This is a genomic window from Streptomyces sp. NPDC006743 (assembly GCF_040703815.1).
Taxonomy (GTDB): Bacteria; Actinomycetota; Actinomycetes; order Streptomycetales; family Streptomycetaceae; genus Streptomyces.
Genome location: NZ_JBEYJA010000008.1, coordinates 192,956 through 214,146, shown reverse-complemented (window position 1 = coordinate 214,146; position 21,191 = coordinate 192,956). Strand labels below are relative to the sequence as shown.

22 protein-coding genes are annotated in these 21,191 nt (G+C 72.0%); 12 read left to right on the top strand and 10 right to left on the bottom strand.

The window, feature by feature from the left end:
* Positions 1-60 precede the first annotated feature (60 nt).
* Positions 61-429 carry a helix-turn-helix domain-containing protein gene (locus tag ABZ719_RS10195; protein WP_366724760.1) on the top strand — a complete coding sequence of 123 codons (369 nt, stop codon included), beginning with the start codon at positions 61-63 and terminating at the stop codon, positions 427-429.
* Between the two features lie 244 nt (positions 430-673).
* Here the strand turns inward: ABZ719_RS10195 and ABZ719_RS10190 are convergent, their stop codons facing one another.
* Both ABZ719_RS10190 and ABZ719_RS10185 read right to left on the bottom strand, forming a co-directional pair.
* The gene (locus ABZ719_RS10190) at positions 674-1,900 is read right to left on the bottom strand and encodes an MFS transporter (protein ID WP_366724759.1); all 1,227 of its coding nucleotides are present in this window, start codon (positions 1,898-1,900) and stop codon (positions 674-676) included.
* Between the two features lie 259 nt (positions 1,901-2,159).
* Positions 2,160-2,969 carry an aminoglycoside phosphotransferase family protein gene (locus tag ABZ719_RS10185; protein ID WP_366724758.1) on the bottom strand — a complete coding sequence of 270 codons (810 nt, stop codon included), beginning with the start codon at positions 2,967-2,969 and terminating at the stop codon, positions 2,160-2,162.
* A 368-nt stretch (positions 2,970-3,337) separates the two neighbouring features.
* Between ABZ719_RS10185 and ABZ719_RS10180 the strand changes: the two genes are divergently transcribed.
* Positions 3,338-3,508: a hypothetical protein gene (locus tag ABZ719_RS10180; protein WP_366724757.1), complete on the top strand. Its 171-nt coding sequence runs from the start codon at positions 3,338-3,340 to the stop codon at positions 3,506-3,508.
* Positions 3,505-3,780, top strand: a complete 276-nt coding sequence (locus ABZ719_RS10175; protein ID WP_366724756.1) for a DUF4190 domain-containing protein — start codon at positions 3,505-3,507, stop codon at positions 3,778-3,780. The genes ABZ719_RS10180 and ABZ719_RS10175 overlap by 4 nt, the downstream gene beginning before the upstream one ends.
* 344 nt (positions 3,781-4,124) lie before the next feature.
* On the opposite strand, the gene ABZ719_RS10170 is transcribed toward ABZ719_RS10175, so the two are convergent.
* Positions 4,125-4,577, bottom strand: a complete 453-nt coding sequence (locus ABZ719_RS10170; protein ID WP_366724755.1) for an Rrf2 family transcriptional regulator — start codon at positions 4,575-4,577, stop codon at positions 4,125-4,127.
* Between the two features lie 128 nt (positions 4,578-4,705).
* On the opposite strand from ABZ719_RS10170, the gene ABZ719_RS10165 reads away from it, so the two are divergent.
* On the top strand, positions 4,706-5,461 hold the full coding sequence (locus ABZ719_RS10165) for an SDR family oxidoreductase (protein WP_366724754.1): 756 nt from the start codon (positions 4,706-4,708) through the stop codon (positions 5,459-5,461).
* 230 nt (positions 5,462-5,691) lie between these two features.
* Here ABZ719_RS10165 and ABZ719_RS10160 read toward each other — a convergent pair whose 3' ends face one another.
* From ABZ719_RS10160 to ABZ719_RS10135, 6 genes are all read right to left on the bottom strand, one after another.
* Positions 5,692-6,093, bottom strand: a complete 402-nt coding sequence (locus ABZ719_RS10160; RefSeq protein WP_366724753.1) for a nuclear transport factor 2 family protein — start codon at positions 6,091-6,093, stop codon at positions 5,692-5,694.
* Between the two features lie 22 nt (positions 6,094-6,115).
* On the bottom strand, positions 6,116-6,970 hold the full coding sequence (locus tag ABZ719_RS10155; protein WP_366724752.1) for an alpha/beta hydrolase: 855 nt from the start codon (positions 6,968-6,970) through the stop codon (positions 6,116-6,118).
* A 125-nt stretch (positions 6,971-7,095) separates the two neighbouring features.
* Positions 7,096-7,572: a helix-turn-helix domain-containing protein gene (locus tag ABZ719_RS10150; RefSeq protein ID WP_366724751.1), complete on the bottom strand. Its 477-nt coding sequence runs from the start codon at positions 7,570-7,572 to the stop codon at positions 7,096-7,098.
* Positions 7,573-7,946: 374 nt separating this feature from the next.
* Positions 7,947-8,372 carry an HIT domain-containing protein gene (locus ABZ719_RS10145; RefSeq protein WP_366724750.1) on the bottom strand — a complete coding sequence of 142 codons (426 nt, stop codon included), beginning with the start codon at positions 8,370-8,372 and terminating at the stop codon, positions 7,947-7,949.
* 88 nt (positions 8,373-8,460) lie between these two features.
* Complete coding sequence (locus tag ABZ719_RS10140) at positions 8,461-9,378, bottom strand: DMT family transporter (protein WP_366724749.1); 918 nt, start codon at positions 9,376-9,378, stop codon at positions 8,461-8,463.
* 286 nt (positions 9,379-9,664) lie between these two features.
* The gene (locus tag ABZ719_RS10135; RefSeq protein WP_366724748.1) at positions 9,665-10,330 is read right to left on the bottom strand and encodes a hemerythrin domain-containing protein; all 666 of its coding nucleotides are present in this window, start codon (positions 10,328-10,330) and stop codon (positions 9,665-9,667) included.
* 749 nt (positions 10,331-11,079) lie between these two features.
* On the opposite strand from ABZ719_RS10135, the gene ABZ719_RS10130 reads away from it, so the two are divergent.
* From ABZ719_RS10130 to ABZ719_RS10100, 7 genes are all read left to right on the top strand, one after another.
* Complete coding sequence (locus ABZ719_RS10130) at positions 11,080-12,378, top strand: NAD(P)/FAD-dependent oxidoreductase (protein ID WP_366724747.1); 1,299 nt, start codon at positions 11,080-11,082, stop codon at positions 12,376-12,378.
* Between the two features lie 10 nt (positions 12,379-12,388).
* Complete coding sequence (locus ABZ719_RS10125) at positions 12,389-12,862, top strand: RidA family protein (protein WP_366724746.1); 474 nt, start codon at positions 12,389-12,391, stop codon at positions 12,860-12,862.
* Positions 12,859-13,533, top strand: a complete 675-nt coding sequence (locus tag ABZ719_RS10120) for a DUF1028 domain-containing protein (protein ID WP_366724745.1) — start codon at positions 12,859-12,861, stop codon at positions 13,531-13,533. Before ABZ719_RS10125 ends, ABZ719_RS10120 begins: the two co-directional genes overlap by 4 nt.
* 50 nt (positions 13,534-13,583) lie before the next feature.
* A complete protein-coding gene (locus ABZ719_RS10115; protein WP_366724744.1) occupies positions 13,584-14,732 on the top strand; it encodes a M20 family metallopeptidase in 1,149 nt (382 codons plus the stop codon).
* A gap of 71 nt (positions 14,733-14,803) precedes the next feature.
* Entirely contained in the window at positions 14,804-16,219 is a 1,416-nt protein-coding gene (locus ABZ719_RS10110) for an aspartate ammonia-lyase (RefSeq protein WP_366724783.1), read from the top strand.
* Positions 16,220-16,284: 65 nt separating this feature from the next.
* On the top strand, positions 16,285-17,673 hold the full coding sequence (locus tag ABZ719_RS10105) for an MFS transporter (RefSeq protein WP_366724743.1): 1,389 nt from the start codon (positions 16,285-16,287) through the stop codon (positions 17,671-17,673).
* Between the two features lie 40 nt (positions 17,674-17,713).
* Positions 17,714-18,640: a LysR family transcriptional regulator gene (locus tag ABZ719_RS10100; RefSeq protein WP_366724742.1), complete on the top strand. Its 927-nt coding sequence runs from the start codon at positions 17,714-17,716 to the stop codon at positions 18,638-18,640.
* Positions 18,641-18,827: 187 nt separating this feature from the next.
* Here the strand turns inward: ABZ719_RS10100 and ABZ719_RS10095 are convergent, their stop codons facing one another.
* Positions 18,828-19,445, bottom strand: coding sequence for a TetR family transcriptional regulator (locus ABZ719_RS10095; RefSeq protein WP_366724741.1), 618 nt, complete (start codon positions 19,443-19,445; stop codon positions 18,828-18,830).
* 268 nt (positions 19,446-19,713) lie between these two features.
* Between ABZ719_RS10095 and ABZ719_RS10090 the strand changes: the two genes are divergently transcribed.
* Entirely contained in the window at positions 19,714-21,186 is a 1,473-nt protein-coding gene (locus ABZ719_RS10090; RefSeq protein WP_366724740.1) for an aldehyde dehydrogenase family protein, read from the top strand.
* Positions 21,187-21,191 lie beyond the last annotated feature (5 nt).

Here is a 21,191-nt window from a genome sequence, read left to right as displayed (position 1 = left end):
ACTGACACTAGGAAGCGCTCTTACTTTCCGTAAGGACATACCCAGAGGTAAGCTCCGAACATGAAGGAAGGCGCGCAGGTGACGCAGGCCGAGGCAGGCAACCAGTATGAGGTGTTTCACACTGACTGCCCCGCGCGCGAGATGGTCGACCACGTGACCAGCAGGTGGGGTGTCTGGGTGCTGATCGCCTTGCGGAGCAAGGACCTTCGCTTCTACGAGCTGCGCAACAGCATCCAGGGGATCAGCGAGAAGATGCTCACTCAGACCCTGCGCGCGCTGGTCCAGGACTGCCTGGTCCGGCGGGAGGTGGAGCCGACGACGCCGCCGCAGGTCACCTACGGGCTGACCGAGTTCGGTCGGTACGTCGGCGAGCCGCTGACGGACCTGTTCAACCGGATCACGCGGCGGCTACCGCCGCACAGCCCGTGACAGTTCGGTAGTGGTTGGTGGGAGTGCTCGGCCCCGGCCGAGGAGGCCAGAGCCTTTCGTCGCCTCCACCGGACTCACCGAACGCACCGGACTCACCGGCGACTGCGCACAAGCCGGTTCCTGGACGGACAGTCCCCGGCCCGCGGACGGCCTGAAGGGCGGCTCCGCTGTGCCGTACCTGCTGAACAGGGCGTTTTCCAGCGGCGCTTGACCATCCCTGCCTGCCCATGAGAGCCGAGGCCGGTCAGGCGTCGTCCGGCCATGGCAGGCGTCGGGCGTAGTGGACCGCTACGGCAACGACCACAAGGGCGGCTGTCACGCCGCCCAGGGGCATGACCGTCGAGGGCGAGCCGGCGTCGACGACGAGTCCACCGGTCAGAGCGCCCAGGGAGATCGTGGCCTGGAACGACGCGGTGAACATGACGGAAGCGGCTTCGGGGGTGTCGGGGCTCGCCTTGATGAACCACGTCTGGGAGCAGACGGGGACTGCCCCGTATGCCACGCCCCAGACGATGAGGAGGACGACCGTTCCCGCTTTCCCATGGCCCAGAACGGGCAGGAGCAAGGTGGCGGCAGCAAGCAAGGCGGCGGCGGTGCCGAAGGTGGCCCGGGGGTGGCGCGCGACCAGGGAGCCGCCCAGGAAGTTGCCGAGGATGCCCGCTGCTCCGTAGACGAGCAGAAAAACGGTGACGAGCCCGGAGCTGACGTCGGTGACCTGCTCGAGGAACGGTGTGACGTAGGTGTACGTGCCGAAGTGCGCCAGCACGACCAGAACGGTCAGGAGCAGTGCGAATCGGGTGGCGATGCTGCCGAGCATGCCGCGCAGTACGCGCAGGCGAGTGGTCCGGTGAGGTGGCAGTGGGGGCGTGACGATCAACAGCATGACCAGGACGGCGACGGTGAGCCCGCCCATGGCGGTGAACGCGGTGCGCCAACCGGCCAGTTCGCCGAGGAGTGTGCTGGCCGGCACACCGAGCACGGAGCCCAACGGCACTGCGGAGAAGATCACCGCTGTGGCTCGGCCGACGGATTCGGCGGGTACCAGGCGTTCGGCCAGTGAGACGCCGATGGACCAGAAGCCGCCGATCACGATGCCGACGACGACGCGGGAGACCAGGACCAGCCAGTAGTCGGGGGCTGCTGCCGCCAGGAAGTTCGCTGCGGCGAGCAGGGCCATGAAGACGCACAGCATCAGGCGGCGGTCGATCCGCGCGGTCACGACGGTGACGACGGGGGCGGCGATCGCCGCGAGGAAGCCGGGCATGGTCATCATCAGCCCGGACATGCCGTCGGAGACGCTGAAGCCGGCGCCGATCCTGGTCAGAAGTCCGATGGGGAGGATTTCTGTGGTGACGATGGAGAAGATGCCCAGCATGACCGCGACGACGGCCAGCCAGCCGGTCACCGGGGAGCGGGGCGGTGAACCGGCCCCGCCAGGACCGCGCCTGGTGGCGGTGGTGGATGCAGCCATGGAATCCGTCCTGTGATGTGTGTGCTCTTGCACGATCAGTTCAGCAGGCGGAGCGGGGCACCGGCTGGCAGGTCTGCGACATCAGCGCCGTCCGGAAGGACGGTGTCGTGAATCTGCTCGTGCACGTGCCTACGGCCGGTCCACGTCACGAGGTCGTGGCAGGACACTGCCGACGACCGCGGGGCAGGTCGTCGTCCAGGGCGAAGACCTCGGAGCGTGGACGGCGGCGTCGCGCCCGGGGCGGAAACGTGCGAGCCGGTCAGTTCAGCAGGGCGGCCGTGAACGTCTTGCGGTGGTCGGCCAGCCAGGTCTGCAAACGGTCCCAGCGCTCCCATCCACCACGTTCGGCCAACGCCTGGAGATAGACGGGGTCACCGGCGGCCACACGGCGGGCGACGAAGGCCCGGCAGACCTCCGTGGCCTGTTCGATGACGCGGGGCAAGTCGGCGCGGTCACCCGCCGGGAGGCCGTAACTGTCGGCAAGGATCCGCAGCCGCGCAGGCGCGTCCAGCCCAGCGGGGTGGACAGCGGCCGCGGATCGAGGATCCAGCACGGGCACCCAGTACCGGGCGCACATGGCGACGTCCCACAGGGGACGGCCGGGAGCCGCCAGGTCGAAATCGATCAGGGCGGCGGCACGGCCGTCACGGAAGACGACGTTGTCCGGGCACACGTCGTTGTGGCACAGCATCGTTCCCCCCTCCGGGTCGGCCAGATCCCGGGACCACTCGGCATCGCGGTCGACCGCCACAGCCGCGCTGGTCGCATGCAGGCGCCGCAGCAGGCGCCCCACCGATTCAAGGGCAGCGTCGGTCATGGCCCAGTCCGGGTACGGCGGCAGAGCCACGTCGCCCGGGATGAAGGTCAACTGCTCACGGCCGTCAGCGGTGAGACCGACAGGGACCGGGGCCGCGTCGAAGCCGTGCTCCTTCAGCGCCAGGAGATAGGCGTGCAGGGCGCGCGCGTTGCGCGGTGCAGGGCGCTCCACCGACTCCCCCCGGCGGAAGACCGCCCCCGCGTTCATCATCCCGCCGACCAGCGCCTCGTGTTCAGCCGTCACGGGGATCACGCTATCTCCAGATCGACCCCGCGCGGTCCGGGGCGCGAACTCAACGCGGAAAGGCCCCCAAGGCCCGCACCCCGGACGAGGGCCACCCGAGCCGATGTCTGCCAGGGAGACCCTCGTCTACGCGCAACCAGCAGCCCGCAGATGCCGGGCCGCGGTAGGGCCGACGGTCTCCATGCCGGACCGGCTGTACCCACCGTCGACTCGGTGGGCCCCGTAGGCCCGTGATGCCACTGTGACCGGCGTGAGGATGCGCGGCGCGGGCACTTGAGTGTCATGAACGCGTTGAGCAAGGGGCTGAGGAAGACATCGGACTCACCGTCACCGGGCCCGCACCCGTCGTGCGGCCGCCCCCGCCGGGGGAGGTGAGCATGCTCTTCCTGGTCGTCGCGCTGCTCCTGCTGGGGCTCCTGGTGGGAGCGGCCGCCTATCTCCCGTGGCCCGTCACCCTGGTCCTCGCAGCGGTCATTCTCGTCTGGCTCGCGGTCTTCACCGTGCGCGAGCGCAGGCGCCGGCACGACCCGAGGAGGGCCCGGGCATGAGGCTGACCGCGCCTGCCTCCCAGGCGACGGGCCGTCGGGACACCGAGGGGATGGCGGTGGCCTCCTTCGTGCTCGGCCTCGTCGGACTGCTCGTCCTCAACGTCCTCCTGGGCCCGATCGCGATCGTCCTGGCCCTCGTCGCGCTCCGCCGGGGCACGCCCCGTCGCTTCCGCGCCCTGCTGGGACTGGGCTTGGGCATCGCCGACCTCGCCGTGCTGGGCATCCTGGCGTCCGTACACGGATCGGCGCCCTGGTCGGTGTGGGGCGGCTGACGGGAGGCGGACAAGACCACGAGGACCTTCCGGCGCTCGGCGGTGCCACGCAAGGGCCGTCTCGTGCACGCCAGTTACCCAGGGCGGCCGAAGCGGCCGGAGCCGCCCTGCGGATCGTCAACGACTGCAAGACTCTGCCGCAGGTCCTGCCGGTGAGCCGGTGGGCGTCTGGGCCGGCGTGTGTCTCGGCCCGCCGGTGCCCCGGGGTGCTCACCCTTACGGACCGGGGCGGCGCCCTCGCGTCGCCGTGCGCTGTGGGGTCCGGTCCGGCGTTTCCCACGGACGGCAGGCCCGCCCGGAGCCGAACTCCGGCTCGAAGGGCCGGAGTTGCCGCCAGGGTGAGGTCAGGCTTCGACGGGAGACTGACGAGGTGCCGCGAGGACGTCCTGGAGTACGTTCTCGAGCGTGACGCGGGCCAGCTCGTGTCTCAGGGTCTCCTCGATGCCCGCGTAGATGCCCTGCATCGCCGGCTGGATGCCGTGACCCACCACGCATCCCTGGTCCGGGGTGGTGCGGTGCATCGCGAACAGCGGGCCGGGTTCCACCGCCTCGTACACGTCGAGCAGGGTCATCGACGCCAGCTCGCGCGCCAGTGACCAGCCCGCGCCCACGCCTCTGCGGGACTCCACGAGCCCGGCCCTGCGCAGTTCGCCGAGCAGGCGCCTGATCACCACGGGGTTGGTGTTCGCGCTGGTCGCGATCTGTTCGGAGGTGGCGACCTCATGGCCCTGGCGCTGGTAGAGACCGATCCAGGTCAGCGCGTGGGCGGCAATGGTCAGCCTGCTGTTGGCGCTCATGAACCCCTCCTCTCAGCCGCGACGCTTCATGCTACGGCAGCACAGTCGTAACAGCGAAGGTTGCATCAAGCTGTCGTAACAATTAATGTTGCGACTGCCGGGAACGGTCAATCAACGAGGTGAGAAGAATGAGCAAGCCACTCACGGGCAAGGTCGCCCTGGTCACCGGCGGGTCGCGGGGACTGGGAGCCGCGACCGTGCGACTGCTGGCCGAGCAGGGCGCCGATGTCGCCTTCACCTACGTCAGCTCCGAGAAGCAGGCGCAGGCCGTCGTCGACGAGGTGCACGGCAAGGGAGCGAAGGCCGTCGCCTTCCAGTCCGACCAGGCGGACACGAGCCGGGCGCCGGCGCTGATCGACGACGTGGTCGCGCACTTCGGCGGCCTGGACATCCTCGTCAACAACGCGGCGATCTCGGTGGAGCAGGGCCGCAGGGTGGACGACCCCGACGCCGACACCGCCGCACTGGACCGGATGCACGCGACCAACTACCTCGGCGTGATCGCCGTCATCCGGGCCGCCTCCCGAGTGCTGCGCGCGGGCGGCCGCATCATCACGGTGAGTTCGGGACTGGGCTCCCGGGTCGGCGCCCCGGGCCTGGCCGACTACTCGGCGACCAAGTCGGGGATCGAGAGGTACACCATGGGGGTCGCACGGGACCTCGGGCCCCGGAACATCACGGCCAACGTCGTGGAGGCCGGACTGATGGAGGGCGGCATGGAGCCGCCGGACGCCGAGACCCTCAAGGCCCTGGTCAGCTCGCTGTCCCTGCAGCGCATGGGTCACCCCGACGAAATCGCCGCGGCGATCGCCTTCCTGGCGAGCCCCGCCGCGTCGTACATCACGGGCGCGGTGCTGGACGCCCACGGTGGCTACAACGCCTGAACCGGAACCCCGGCGGCGCGCCCGCAGGACATCGCGCCTTCGGGCGCGCACCGCCGACGACCCGCGCGTGCGCGGACGGTCCCGCCGGCGCGCGAAAGAGGGGGAGCCGCGACCGGTCGCCGCCGGTCGACCGGTCCGTCACCGGTCGCCCGGTCGAAGACGGGCGCATGGTCTTCCGGGCCCCCGCCCTCTTCACGGCCGGAGGACGGGGCACCGTGTGCCGGAGGGAGTCACATGACCGCATGGGTCTCCAACGGGCCCGCGGTGATGCGCAGTTCGCGGACACGGACCGGTTCGTCCTCCGCTGCCAGGTAGAAGATATGTGTGAACGGGGCGCGGACGACGCGGTCCGGTTCGCTCTTCTTGGCCATCGTCGCCTCGCCGCGCAGCAGCCTGACGCCGTTGTCCGCGGTCCAGAACTCCAGTACCTCGTGAGTGATGTCCAACGGCTCGTCGATCTTGACGAAGAATGCCTTGATGGCTTCGACGCCGTGGATGTGCGCGGTGCCGAAGTACAGGTCGGTGTCGTCGGTGAGCGGGGCGAAGCCTTCGTCGAACGACAGGGTGTCGATGGCGTCCATGAACTTCAGGACCCAGGCGGGGACGTTCGTCGGGTGTGCCGTGTTCGCCATGGCGTGGTGCGCTCCGTCGTGGTCAGGCCGCGGTGGGCAGGGCGGCGAGAAAGGCGTCGATCTCGGCGTTGACCGCAGCGGGGTTCTCGCGCGCGGCGAGGTGGGCGGTGTGCCCGAGGACGCGGAAGGCGCTGTCCGGGATGGCCTCGGCCATCTTCCGGACCACGTGCACGGGGAACTGGCTGTCCTCCTCGCCGGCGATGATCAGGACCGGCACGTCCTTGATCGTGCCGAGGCGGCGGTGTTCGTCCTTGCGGCCGATCAGGATGCTGCGCAGTGCCCATGCCACGGACTTCGGGTCGTCCCGGAGCACGACCTTGGTGAACTCGACGAACCCGGGATTCGAGGCCTCCGCACTCGGCCCGGCGAACGCGCGGCGCGCGGCCTTGGCGGCAAGCGCGGGCATCGTCGAGTTCAGCGACAGGAACGCGGCCAGAGCGGTGGCCCAGACGCTCTCGAACGTCGTGGGCAGCGAGGCGGTGCAGTTGATGCCGACGGCCGCCGCGGTCCGCTCCGGGTGGTAGGCCGGGAAGACCCCGGCGAGCATGCCGCCCCAACTGTTGCCGACCAGGACACACTTGCCGATGCCGAGCGCGTCGAGGATCTCGACGAGGACGGTGGAGCAGTCCTCCAGGTCGATGATCTTCCGCAGCGCGTCGGACTTGCCGTGCCCGGGGCTGTCGATGAGCACGACGCGGTGCGTCGGGGCGAAGTGCTCGTACTGGTACTCCCACATGGTGCCGTCCATCATCAGGCTCGGCCAGAACACCATGGGCCGGCCGTCGGCGCGGCCGCCGACGCGCACGTTGATCAGGCCCAGTGACGTGGGGATCAGCCTCTCGGTGACGCCTTCGAGCCGGTTCGGGGTGCTCGGCATGATCGTCCTCCAGGAGTCGGAGCGCGGCGCGATCCGGCCGCTGACTAGTAGCGTATTCGAACTAGTCCTGAAACGCTACTACACTGCCTCGTGGTCCGGATCACGTCCCATCGGATCCCGCGCGGTCAGCCGGCGCCCGTCGTCTCCGTGTCACCCTGCTCGGCGGGCAGGGGGCGCAGGGTCGACGCCTCGACCGGTCGGTGGCAGTTGCTGCATGCGAGGTAGGGATCGGTCGGACTGTCACACACGGTGTGCAGGAACCGGTGGCGCGCGCCGTCGCCGTCGCTCGCATGGGCCTCGGCCCAGCGGGTGACGGCCGCGATGGCGGGGACGACGAGCTCCCGGGCGCTGTCGGTGAGCTGGTACTCGTACCACGGCTTGTCCTGGCGGTATGCGCGCTTGGTGAGCAGGCCCAGCTCGATCAGGCTGTTGAGCCGCGCGGTCAAGATGTTCGCCGAGATGCCCAGCGCCCGCTTGAGTTCGCCGAATCGGCCGACACCGAAGAACACTTCGCGCAGGATCTGGTAGTTCCAGCGCTCCGAGATGGCGGCCAGGAACTCCTGGCCGTGCCTGAAGGTCACGTGGTTCTCGCTGCCGGACATGACACTCCCTGTATGAGGTTAGGCGCAGATCGGTACTAGTTCGCTTCCCATACTAGTTCCGGCGTGGGGACTCGCCTTCCGTGCGCTGATACACGTCGGCAGCACCTCGTGAGGACCTGGGAAAGCGCGTGAGGACCGGGAGCGCGCGGAGGTTCCGCAGAGGGCGCGCGAGGTCCCGGGGAGGGTGCGCGAGATCCCGGGGAGGGTGCGCGAGATCCCCGGCCTCCCCCTATGCCCTCATCAGCTTCGCACCGGTCGCTGACCCAGGCGGGCCCCGGTGAGCGGCTGGTTACCTTGATGCTCCTGCCCGATCGTCCGCGAGCGCGGCCGCCGGACACGGCACCGTGGCTTCGTTCACGAACGTCGCTCCTGGTTCAGTTCCAGGGACGCTCCTCAGCGGCCAGGGCATGGGCGAGTTCGGTGGCCGGGTCGCCGGCGAACCGATGCCGGGACTGCCCGGCCGGCCAGGTGGAGATGCCGTCGTCCGGCCACCGCGGGACGACGTGGAAGTGCAGGTGCGGCACCGACTGCTCCGATCCCGCACCACTCGCGTTGAGGACGTTCACGCCGGTCGCGTGCAGCGCGGAGCGCATGGCGCGGGCCAGGCGCTGGACCAGTGCGACGGTCTCGGCCAGGAGTTCGGCGGGAGTGTCGAAGACATCGGCGTGGTGAGCGGTCGGTATCACCAGGGTGTGCCCGGGGGCGAGAGGGTTGAGGGGGGTGAACGCGCAGGCGGACGGCGCGCGGGCCACCCACTGGGCGCTGTCTTCACGGATGAGCCGGCAGAAGGGGCATGACATGCCGATGACATTGCCACATGCCGGCTGAGCGCCCGGGCCCCGCGGTCCCCGGTCGCCGATCGGTGGGAACAGCGCTCGGGGCGCCCGCTCAGCCCGTGCCCTCCGGCCGCGCGGCGCCGTCCGCGCCCTCACCGGCCCGGCCGGCCTCTTCCTGGCCGTCCGACGTGTCGCTGAGCAGCGGCGAGCGGGACAGCGTCATCACGGCCGTCCCGGCCGCCGCGGCACACGCGACGGCGAGCAGGATGAACAGGCCGCCACGCACCTCCTCACGGAAGACCAGCACGCCCCAGAGGATGCCGATCACGGGGTCGGCCATCGTCAGGCCGGGCTGGGTGACCAGCAGGCCGCCCGCGTTCATCGCCGACTGCAGCAGGAACATCGCGCACGCGCCGACCGCGATCATGGACCACAGCTCCCAGCCGGTGAACACAGCGGCCAGGCCGTGGGAATAGGTGTTCGTCACCGCCTTGATGAGTGCGGCGGTCAGCCCGAAGGCGCATCCGGTCGTCACTCCGAGCAGAGCGGCCCGGCGGGTGCCCGAGGCCCGGCGCGCCCACAGGACACCGGCCACGATCAGCAGCACGTTGATTCCTCCGCCGATCAGCCAGCCGGTCCAGGAGACCGACGAGGACATGCCGTGGCCGGGCCCCAGCGCGAGCAGCAGCCCGGCCACGCCCGCGGCCATGACCGCCGAGGCCGCCCACTCGCGGCGGCCCAGCCGGCTCCCGAAGAAGAATCCGGAGAGGATCAGGGCCGCCGGCAGGTCCAGGGTGAGCAGCGGCTGCACCTCCGAGATCGGACCCGATCCCAGAGCGACCGCCTGCAGCAGGAAACCCGCGATCAGCGACAGCACTCCCCCGAGCCACACGGGCCGGTGCAGCAGATGCCACACCAGGCGAAGGCGCAGGTTCTGCGTGGTGGATTCCTCCCGTGCGGCCTTGCGCTGAAGCGCGGACGCCAGGGCGTTCGCCAGGGCGGCCAGCACTGCGAGGAGGGGACTGAGCACACTGGACCTCCTCGTCCAGCGGGTGGCGATCACCGCGGTGATCCGCGGCTGTCACGTCCGCGCTGATCTCCTGTCCGGTGCGGGAGGCACCGGCGGCCAACCCCGTCCCTCGGTCTCCGAGACGTCCGGAGCGGTGCGGATCGGCGGCCTGCACACTGCTCTCTCGACCGGGTCCCCGCCGTACCTCCTGTCACTCATGGCGATGCCGCCAGGCCTGTACCGCCAGGTCAGTCGCGTCGAGCCGGTGCCGTCAGGCCGGTGCCCGGGTGCGGGGCGCGGCCGGGCGTCAGCGTGCCATGCGGTGGCGGACGGCGTCGCGGGCCCGGTCGAGGGGGCCCAGGAGGGGCGCGGCCAGCTTGTTCGTGGCCTCGTTGTTGACCCAGCGGTGCGGCCGGGTCGGCGCGTAGGCCTGGGTGAGTTTCACCTCGGCGCCGAGCATCCGCAGCCGAGTCGCGCTCACCGCCTCGCGCAGGGCGGCGAACTCCTCTCGCTCCTCGCGCGCCGCGTGGCCGGTGACCGCGCGCCGCGCCTGGTTCAGCAGCCGCAGGTATCCACGTCCTTCCGGTCCGGTGCGCCACAGCGCCACCAGCAGTTCCTTGGCTTCCTTCTCCTCCTGCCGGCGGCGGGCGGCCAGCTCGCGGCCGTGCTCGAGGGCCCGGCGTGCGACCGGGTGCACGTGTGCCTCTTCGGCGGCTTCGTGCACGGCGAGCAGGCGCATGAGCCGGTCGAAGTTCCGGCGCCGCGGCGGTCCCGGCAGAGCGGCCCGAAGGAAGCCGATCTTGATCTGCCGGTGCTGGCGGGTGAGCACGTCGACGGCGTCCTCGCCACCCAGGACGCGTACCGCCTTCGCGGACCAGGCGGGGGCGGTCTTCCCCGCCTTCGCCGCGGCCCTGGCGGTCCACAGGGGCTTGGTCGCCGTGGTCACGGCTGCCGTCTTGCCGAGCTTTCCCATGGCTGCCTCCTCACTTCCGGGTCAAAGGTGCTGGGTACCCCGGACGTCCGGGTCAAAGGTGCTGGGTACCCCGGGCCCGGCGGTGTCATCCGCTTCCGGGGGCCCGGCCGGTCCGTCAGCGGCAGGCCGACGACTGCGGGGAGCCGGGCCACGCCGACAGCCGGTCACAGCAGGTGGTCCGACGCGGCGGCAGGGTGGTCGGCGTGGCTCCGTCGTCACGGCCGGCCGGCGCCGAGCCCCGCGGAGGTCCCAGTCCGGGTGGGCGCCGGCGCGGGCACCGGCATGGCCGCGCCCACGCTGCGCACCGTCGACGGCGTACCGGTCCTGGGCCTGTGCGAGGGTTTCTGGCTGCGGGTGGCGGACGGCGGTGCCACCGCCGTCGGCGCGCGCCCGGCCCGGCTGTTCCGGTGGGACGTGGACCCGTGGGAGACCGCGGGCCCGTGGGAGATCCGCCTCCGGGTCGGACGGGTCCGAACTGCTCAGGGGGACACCGGCGTTCGACCGAGGGCTGTAGGGCTCCGCGCACCGGTGCGGCCCGGGCGGGACCGCGTCCAGCCGTCCCCGGGCCCGCCCGGGCCGTCCGCTCCGGACGCCGTTCGCCCTCCCCCACCTGTCCTCGGCCGGGGCCGTGGATCCAAAAATCAGATCGCCTTCAACGGAAACATCTGTTGGACAGGTTTTCCGTGCCGCTCAAGGATGTGTCATGCGGTAGCGCAGTCAACGCGACGCCGGGATGGACTACCGCCTGAGTGGAGGCTGAAGTGCCCAGTGAAGAAACTGAAGTAGTCGTCGTCGGGGCGGGCCAGGCGGGTATCGCGGTGAGTGAGCACCTCGGCGCCCACGGCATACCGCACATCGTCCTGGAGCGGCACCGTATCGCCGAACGGTGGCGCTCGGAGCGGTGGGACTCCCTGGTGGCCAACGGGCCCGCCTGGCACGACCGGTTCCCGAATCTGGAGTTCTCCGGCGTCGATCCCGACGGTTTCGCCTCCAAGGAGCAGGTCGCGGACTACCTCGTCGCGTACGCCGAGAAGATCGGCGCTCCGGTCCGGTGCGGTGTCGAGGTCACCTCGGTGCGCAAGCGGACCGGCCGCCCCGGCTTCCGGGTCGAGACGTCGCAGGGCGCCATCGACGCGCGCTTCGTGGTGGCCGCGACGGGGCCGTTCCAGCGGCCCGTGATCCCGCCCATCGTCCCGGACGGCGCCGTTCCCGTGCAGATCCATTCGAGCGGGTACCGCAATCCCCAGCAGCTGCCTGAGGGTGCGGTCCTCGTCGTGGGAGCCGGTTCCTCGGGGGTCCAGATCGCCGACGAGCTGCGCCGCTCCGGCCGCCGGGTCCTCCTGTCCGTCGGCCCGCACGACCGTCCTCCGCGCCAGTACCGCGGACGTGACTTCTGCTGGTGGCTGGGCGTGCTCGGGATCTGGGACGCGCAGACGCCTCCCCAGGGGGCCGAACACGTCACCATCGCGGTCAGCGGCGCCCGCGGGGGCCACACCGTGGACTTCCGTGCCCTGGCCGGCACCGGCATCGAACTGGTCGGCATGACCGCGTCGTACGAGGACGGCGTCCTGCGCTTCGCGCCGGACCTCGCCGCGAACATCTCGCTCGGCGACGACAAGTACCTGGCGTTCCTGAAGGCGGCCGACGCGTATGTGGAGCGCAACGGGCTCGACCTCCCCGAGGAGCCGCAGGCCCATGTCCTCGGCCCGGACCCGGACTGCGTCCGCAGCCCCCGCCTGGAGATCGACCTGGCCGCGGCCGGTGTCACCTCGATCGTGTGGGCGACGGGCTTCGCCACCGACTACGGCTGGCTCCAGGCCGACGCGTTCGACGAGAAGGGCCGGCCGGACCACCGGCGAGGAGTCTCCACGGAGCCCGGCGTCTACTTCCTCGGCCTGCCCTGGCTGTCGCGCCGCGGGTCCAGCTTCATCTGGGGCGTGTGGCACGACGCCAGGTACGTCGCCGACCACATCGTCACCCAGCGGGGCTACCTCTCGTACGGCACCACCGACCGGGCCGGCCTCACGCCGGCGATCCAGAACAGCTGAGGAGCAGTCGATGACTTCCACGAGCGAGGGCCGCGGCCGGGCCAAGGACCCGGTCGTCGCGGGCGGGCACACCCGGATCCGTCCGTTCAACACGCGTGACACGTATCCCGAGCAGAACCTCGACAACGACCTCTGCCAGGCCGTCGTCGCCGGCGACACCGTGTACGTGCGGGGGCAGATCGGCCAGGACCTGGACACCAGCGAGTCCGTGGGCATCGGCGACGCCGAGGCCCAGGCCGAGCAGGCCATGGCCAACATCAAGATGCTGCTCGAAGAGGCGGGCAGCCGCATGGAGCACCTGGTCAAACTGACCATCTACCTCGTCGACCCGCGCTACCGCGAGGCGGTGTACCGCACCGTGGGCCGCTGGACCAAGGGTGTGCACCCCATCTCGACCGGCCTCGTGGTCTCCGCCCTCGCCCGCCCGGAGTGGCTGTGCGAGATCGACGCTATCGCCGTGATCCCCGGGGAGGACCGGGCATGACGATGTCCCTGGTGGTACGCGACGGCGAACGCTTCGGCATCGTGGCCTGCTCGTCGTCCCCGGCGGTCGCCGCCCGCGTCACCCATCTGCGACCCGGCGTGGGCGCGGCGACCTCGCAGAACATCACCGACCCCACGCTCGGCACGGACCTGCTGGACGGGCTGGCGGAGCACGGGGACGCGCGGCGCGCCCTGGCCGGCGTCACCGGCGCCGCGCGGAACGCGAAGACCATCGACTACCGGCAGCTGACCGTGCTGGGCCGCACCGGGCCCGGGTTCGCCCACAGCGGCGCGCGCACGCTCGGCACGTACGCCTCGGCCACCGCGGACGGCGCGGTGGCCGCCGGCAACCTGCTGTCCGGTGAGCACGTCCCGGGCGTCCTCCTCGACGCCTACGCGGCGGCCACCGGGGAGCTGGAGGAGCGCCTGCTCACCGCCCTGAAGGCCGCCGTCGCGGCGGGCGGCGAGGAGGGGCCGGTGCACTCCGCGGGCCTCGCGGTCGTCGCGGACGTGCAGTGGCGGGTGACCGACCTGCGGGTGGACTGGGCCGAGGACCCGGTGGACCGGCTCGCCGAACTCCTCGGCGTCTGGCTGCCGCAGCGGGACGACTACGTGCGGCGCGGACTCGACCCCGCCTCCGCTCCCTCCTACGGCGTCCCGGGCGACCTGTGATGGGCGCGCGGGAAGAGCGGCCGGTGGAAGGCACGCGGCAAGAGCGGTCCGTGCGGGGCGCGCTGAAGGAGGCGGCCCGGCGGGCGGTCGACCGGCGCGCCGAGGAGCTGATCGCGCTGTCCGAGCGGCTGCACGCCGACCCGGAGACCGCCTGGGAGGAGCACCGGGCCGCCGCCGCCGTACCCGAGCCGCTCTACCGCGCCGGGTTCGACGTCACCTCGTCCTACCTGGGTCTGGAGACGGCGTTCCTGGCCCGGTACGGCAGCGGGCCGGTGCGGATCGCGCTGTGCGCCGAGTACGACGCGCTGCCGGGCCTCGGCCACGCCTGCGGGCACAACCTCATCGCGGCGTCCGCGGTGGGGGCCGCGCTCGGCCTCGCGGCCGTGGCCGACGAGGCCGGCCTCACCGTCGAGGTCTACGGCACCCCGGCCGAGGAGGGCGGCGGCGGCAAGATCGAGATGCTGGAGCGGGGCGCCTTCGCCGGGGTGGACCTCGCGATGATGGTGCACCCGGCGCCGGTCGACGTCGCCGAGGCCCGCCCGTTCGCCGTCAGCCACTCGAAGATCTCGTACACCGGGAAGTCCGCGCACGCCGCGGCCTACCCGGAGGCCGGGGTCAACGCGGCCGACGCCTTCACCGTGGCCCAGGTCGCCATCGGCCTGCTGCGCCAGCAACTGCCGCCGTCGGCCAGAGTGCACGGAGTGGTGACCCACGCCGGGGACGCCCCGAACGCCATCCCGGAGCGCACGAGCGGCCGGTGGTACGTCCGCGCGGAGACCCTCGCCGAACTGGCCGAGCTGGAACCGCGGGTGATGCGGGCCTTCGAGGCCGGTGCCCTCGCCACCGGCTGCGAGCTGGAGATCGAACCGGAGAGCAAGCCGTACGCGGAGTTCCGTACGGACGAGTCCGCCCTCGGGCACTACCGCGCCAACGCCCTCGCCCTGGGACGGGAGTTCGCGCCGCCCGGGCAGGCCGCGCGCATGAACCGCGCCTCCACCGACATGGGCAACGTCTCGCAGGTGGTGCCGGCCATCCACCCCTACATCGGCATCGGCTCCCTGCCCGCCACCAACCACCAGCACGAGTTCGCCGCGTACTGCGTGGGCGGGACGGCCCGGCGCGCCCTGCTCGACGGGGCGACGGCGCTGGCGTGGACCGGCGTGGACCGCGGCACGGCGGACGAAGGAGCGGTGGCATGACGGGGACGGACGGGTCACGCACCCGGCACGGCATACCCGGCGGCACGGACGGGTACCGCACCCGGCACGGCATGCCCGCCGGCACGGACAGGTACCGCACCGAACACGACATGCTCGGTGCCGTCGACGTGCCGGCGGACGCCTACTACGGGGCCCACACCGCCCGGGCGGTGGTCAACTTCCCGATCACCGGGGAGACCGTGGCCGCCCGGCCGCACCTGATCGGCGCCCTGGCGGCGGTGAAGCAGGCCGCGGCCCTCGCCAACGCCGAGGTCGGCGCCCTGGACCCCGCCCTCGCCTCGGCGATCGCGGACGCCTGCGCCGAACTGCGCGAGGGCGCGCTGCGGGAGGAGTTCGTGGTCGACCTCATCCAGGGCGGCGCGGGCACCTCGACCAACATGAACGCCAACGAGGTGATCGCCAACCGCGCCCTGGAACTGCTCGGTCACCCCCGCGGCGCGTACGCGGTCCTGCACCCCCTGGACCACGTCAACCTGGGCCAGAGCACCAACGACGTCTATCCGACCGCGGTGAAGCTGGCGCTGGACGCGCACACCGGCGAACTGCTCGCCGCCCTGGCCCGCCTGCGCGAGGCGTTCGCCGCCAAGGGCGCCGAGTTCGCCGACGTGCTGAAGATGGGCCGCACCCAGTTGCAGGACGCCGTGCCGATGACGCTGGGCCAGGAGTTCGGCGCGTTCGCCGCGACCCTCGCCGAGGACGAGCAGCGGCTCGCCGAGGCCAGGGTGCTGCTGCACGAGCTGAACCTCGGCGGGACGGCGATCGGGACCGGACTCAACGCCCGTCCGGGCTACCGGGAACGCGCCCTGGAGCACCTGCGCCGGCTGACGGGGACCGGGACGCTCGTGTCCGCGCCCGACCTCATCGAGGCCACCCAGGACGTCGGTGTCTTCGTCCAGTTGTCCGGCGTGCTCAAGCGCATCGCGGTGAAACTGTCCAAGATCTGCAACGACCTGCGGCTGCTGTCCTCGGGGCCGCAGGCCGGGTGCGGCGAGATCGGCCTGCCCGCGCGGCAGGCCGGTTCGTCGATCATGCCCGGCAAGGTCAACCCGGTGATCCCCGAGGCGGTCAACCAGATCGCGTTCGAGGTCATCGGCAACGACGTGACGGTCACGCTCGCCGCCGAGGGCGGACAGCTCCAGCTCAACGCCTTCGAGCCGGTCGTGTTCCGGAGTCTGAGCGCCGGCCTCGCCCACCTCACCGCAGGGATCACCGTCCTCACCGAACACTGCGTACGCGGCATCACCGCCGACCGCGACCGGCTGGCGCGGACCGTGGCGGCCTCCGTGGGCCTGGTCACCGCGCTCGGTCCCGCCCTCGGCCACGAGACCGCATGCGCCCTCGCGCTGGAGGCCCACCACACCGGCAGACCCGCCCTCGACCTCGTACGCGAGCGCGAGTTGCTGACCGAGGCGCAACTGCGCGAGCTGACCAGTCCCGCCTCCCTCACCGGCCTGCCCGTGCTCTGAAGGGCACGGCGTCGGCAGCACCCGCACAGCTCCGGCTTCTCCACCCATCCCCCAAGGAGGCGCGCATGCGCACCTACAACAGCGCCGGCCCGCACGACGGTGCCGGCACGACGACCGACGTCGAGGCGGCGACCGACGTCGTCGCACTGCGCAGGAGCGTCATCGCGGGTGCCGTCGGCGTGTTCGTGCACTGGTTCGACTGGGCGGCCTACGCCTATCTCGCCGGCACCGTCGCGACCGTGTTCTTCCCGGCCCAGGACCGTACGACCGGGCTGCTCGCGGTGTTCGGCGTGTTCGCCGTGTCGTTCGGCATCCGGCCCATCGGTGCTCTGGTGTTCGGGCCGCTGGGTGACCGGATCGGCCGCAAACGCACCCTGTCCCTGGTCATCTTCATGATGTCCGGCGCGACCCTGACGATCGGCCTGCTGCCCGGCTACGCGTCGATCGGCATCGCCGCGCCGGTGCTCATGCTGGTCCTGCGGCTGGTGCAGGGATTCGCCGCGGGCGGCGAGTTCGGCAGCGCGGCGAGCTTCCTCGCCGAGAGCGCGCCCCGGCGCCGCCGCGGCTTCGGTGTGAGCTGGCTGGAGGCCGGCTCCCTGCTGGGCTTCCTCGCCGGCTCGTTCGTGTTCCTGCTGCTGTCGGCCGGGCTCGACGAGAACCAGCTGACGTCCTGGGGCTGGCGCATTCCCTTCCTCGTCTCCGCGCCGCTGGGCGTCATCGGCTTCGTCATCCGCAGCAAGATCGAGGACACCCCGCAGTTCCGGATGCTGGAGGCCGGCGACTCCGTCCCGCGCAGCCCGGTGCGGGAGCTGCTGCGCTCGCACCGGCGGCAGCTCCTGCAGGCGGCGGGCCTGATGGCTGCCATGCACGTGCCCTTCTACGCCGTGCTGACCTACCTCGTCACCTACGAGACGGACCACCTGGGCCACTCCGCCGACAGCGCCGCCCTGCTGTCCACGGTGATCTCGCTGCTGGGGCTGGCGCTCGTGCCGCTGTTCGGCATGCTGTCCGACCGGGTGGGACGCAAGCCGGTGTTCGTCGGGGCGACGGCGGCCCTGCTGGTCGTCTCCACCCCGGCGTTCCTCCTGATGCGGACCGGACTCGCCGGGACATGGGCCGCCGGTCTGCTGCTCGGCGTGATCCTGGCGGCGATCCTCGGCACGTACGCGGTGTGGTCGGCGGAGGCCTTCCCGACCCGGACCCGGCAGAGCGGCCTGTCCATCTCGTACAACATCACCGCCGCCCTGTTCGCCGGCACCGTGCCCTACCTGATGACCGTGCTCATCTCCGCGACCGGCAGCACCCTGGTGCCCGGCCCGTACCTGATGGTGTTCGCGCTCGCCGGCCTGGTCGCCGCCCTGACCCTGCGGGAGACCGCCGGGTGCGCGCTGCTGCACCCCGAGGACGTGGCCGAGGGGCCCGCCCGCGAGACCCCGGTGGACAGTGCCGCATAGGGTCGGCACCGACACCGTTCACCAGGCGCGAGGGTCACGTATGACGGCACCAGTGGGTTTCACGCTCGTTCAGCTCCGCTACTTCCTCGTGGCGGCCGAACGCGGTTCGATGACGGAGGCTTCGGCACAGCTGCACATCGCGCAGTCCGCCGTCTCCACGGCCGTCTACAACCTGGAGCGGGACCTGCAGGTGCAGCTGTTCATCCGCCGGCGGGGGCGGGGCCTGACCCTCACGCCCGCCGGGGAGCGGCTGCGGCAGCAGGCACGGGACCTGCTGGCCCGCGCCCGCGAGATCGAGCGGGAGGCCCGGGGAGACGGCGAGACCCTCTCCGGGCCGGTCGCCGTCGGCTGTTTCGTGACGCTGGCCCCCTCCTACCTGCCGCCCCTGTTCAGCGAGTGCACCCGGCGCCATCCCGGCATCGAGATCGACGTGGTCGAGGCGGAGACCGACCGGCTCGTCCAGGCCCTGGCGTCCGGGCGCATCGACTTCGCCCTCACCTACGGCCTCGGTCTGTCCGCCGATCCGGAGCTGCACAGCGAGACGATCGCCCGCGCCCCGGCCTACGTCATCGTCGCCGCCGGCCACCCGCTGGCCGGCCGGGACAGTGTGGAACTGGCCGAACTGTCGGCAGAACCCCTCGTCCTCCTCGACCTGCCCCACAGCCGCGACTACTTCCGCTCGCTGGTCGCCGCCACCGGCACCGCGCCCGACGTCCGCTACCGCACCCAGAGCTACGAGACCGTGCGCTCCCTGGTGGCCCGCGGACTCGGCTACTCGGTGCTCAACCAGCGGCCCGCGACCAGCCAGACCTACGGCGGCGGCGAGGTCGCGGAACTCCGGCTCCGGGACGGCGGCCCCGCCCTCGAAGTCAAGATCGCCACCCTCGGGGGCGTGAACCAGACCGCCCGCGCCCGGGCGGTGATGGACCTGCTGCGGGAGATCGCCGCCCAGGGCGGCGGGGCCTGAGCCGCCGGCCGCTCGCGGGGGCCTGGAGCCGCGGACAAGAGGCGAGTCCGATCGGCTCGCGGCGTCCGGTGCGTGCGATCGCAGGGCGCGGGAAGGTCCTTGTGGCGGAGCTGTCAGGGCCTTCCGGCGGCGCCGCGAGCGTGCGTGCCGGGCGTCGCGAGCCCGGCGCCCCTTTTGTTCGCAGCTCTTACAGTCCTGCGCAGCCCGTCACCGCCCTCGCGTGGGCCAGGATCAGCTCCTGGGCCCGCTCGGGGCGCAGCGCCGCGTTGCGGCTGACGACGTGCAGGCCGTACCCGTCCTCCAGGGCCACCAGCCCGTGCGCCAGGTCGTGCGCGGAGGCGGCGAGCGAGAACGCGCCCGTCGCGGCGCCGACCTCCAGGGCGGTCGTGTAGAGCGCCACCTCCCGGGCGAACAGGGAGGTCATCAGCTCGGCGTGGCCCGGGCTGCGGCCGGCGCGCCGGTGCAGTTCGTACAGCAGCCCGTGGACGGGATCGTCCGTCATGGCCGGCAGGCCGCTGTGCAGCAGGGCCCGCAGCCGCGCCGCGGGCCCTGCCGCGGGTGCCTCGTCGTACGCGCGCTGCCGCGACTCCAGGTAGTTCTCGACCGCGCCCCGGTGCACCTCCAGGACGAGGTCGTCCAGCTCCGGGTAGTAGTACAGGACCGAGCCCTGCGAGACGCCCGCCGCGTCCGCTATGTCCTTGATGCGCAGCCCTTCCAGCCCGCGCTCCGCGATGGCCCGTCCCGCGGCGGAGACGAGGGCCTGCCTGCGTGCCGTCTGGTTGCGTGGTCTGCCCGCTTTCCCCATGTCGGCCGATTCTCTGCCACCGGAGTCAGTTTTCGCAAGAAGTTCGTGCCAAGGGCATTGACGGTGGGTTCACCTATTGTTTGAATCTCGGCTCAAAGAAACCGAGGAACCGAAGGAGAGCCGCGGCGGGCCCGTTCCGCCGGGCCCTGCCCCGCTCGCACGCCTCCGCCACCTCCGGGCGGCGCCCCCGCGAGGGCCCGGCCGGCACCGGCCCGCCCGCACCGGTTCGCGACGGCCCGGCGTCCACGAAGCGATCGAAGGCCACAGCATGCAGACGTACGCCCACTGGCGGCAGCGCGCCGCCGACCTCACGCCCCGCACCCGGCTGTTCATCGACGGCGCGTGGGCCGACCCCGACGGCGACCGGTGGTTCCCCACCGTGAACCCCGCCACCGGCAAGACCACCGCCCAGGTGGCGGCCGGCTCGGCGGCCGACGTCGACCGGGCCGTGGCCGCGGCCCGCGCCTCCTTCGAGGACGGCCGCTGGTCGCGCACCGCACCGGCGGAGCGCAAGCGGGTCCTGCTCGCCCTCGCCCGCCTCATCGAGGAGAACGGCGAGGAACTCGCCCTGTGCGACACCCTCGACATGGGCAAACCCGTCGCGGAGTCGTACGGCACCGACGTGCCCGGCGCGGCCGGCGTCTTCACCTGGTACGCGGAGGCCGTCGACAAGCTCTACGACGAGGTCGCCCCGGCCCCGCCCGGCAACCTCGCCCTGGTGCGCCGCGCCCCGCTGGGTGTCGTCGGCGCGGTGGTGCCGTGGAACTTCCCGCTGGACATCGCCAGTTGGAAACTGGCGCCGGCCCTGGCCGCGGGCAACAGCGTCGTGCTGAAGCCGGCCGAGCAGTCCCCGCTGTCGGCACTGCTGCTGGCCGAACTCGCCTCGGCGGCCGGCCTCCCCGACGGCGTGCTGAACGTCGTACCGGGCCCGGGAGAGACCACCGGGCGGGCCCTCGGCCTCCACCCGGACGTGGACTCGCTGGTCTTCACCGGCTCCACCGCGGTGGCCAAGCGGTTCCTGGGGTACGCGGCCGAGTCGAACATGAAGCAGGTCTGGCCGGAGGCCGGCGGCAAGAGCCCCTGCGTGGTCTTCGCCGACGCCGACCTGGAGGCGGCCGCCGAGCGCGCCGCCTGGGGCTTCGTCTACAACGCCGGGCAGGTGTGCTCGGCCACCACGCGCCTGCTGGTCGAGGCGTCCGTCGCCGAGGAGTTCACGGCGAGGGTCGCCGAGCACGCCCGCGCCTGGCTGCCGGGCGACCCGCTGGACCCGGCCACCCGCCTCGGACCGCTCGTCGACGAGGCCCAGGTGGACCGCGTCCTGCGGGCCGTGCGCTCATCGGGCGGCACCGTGGTGTGCGGCGGTACCCGTCCCGGCCGCGACGGCGCCTACCTCGACCCCACCGTCGTCACCGGCCTCGCACCCGGTGCCCCGCTCGTCCGGGAGGAACTGTTCGGCCCCGTGCTGACCGTGCTGCCCTTCCACGACGAGGCGGAGGCGGTCCGCCTCGCCGACGACTCCGTGTACGGGCTCGCCGCCTCCGTGTGGACCCGGGACCTGGGCCGGGCGCACCGCGTCGCCGACGCCCTGCGGGCGGGCACCGTCTCCGTCAACACCGTCGACGCGCTCAGCCCGTTCACCCCCTTCGGCGGCTTCAAGCAGTCCGGCCACGGCCGCGACCTCTCCCTGCACTCCTTGGACAAGTACACCGGTCTGAAGACGACCTGGATCGCCCACTCCTGACCGCA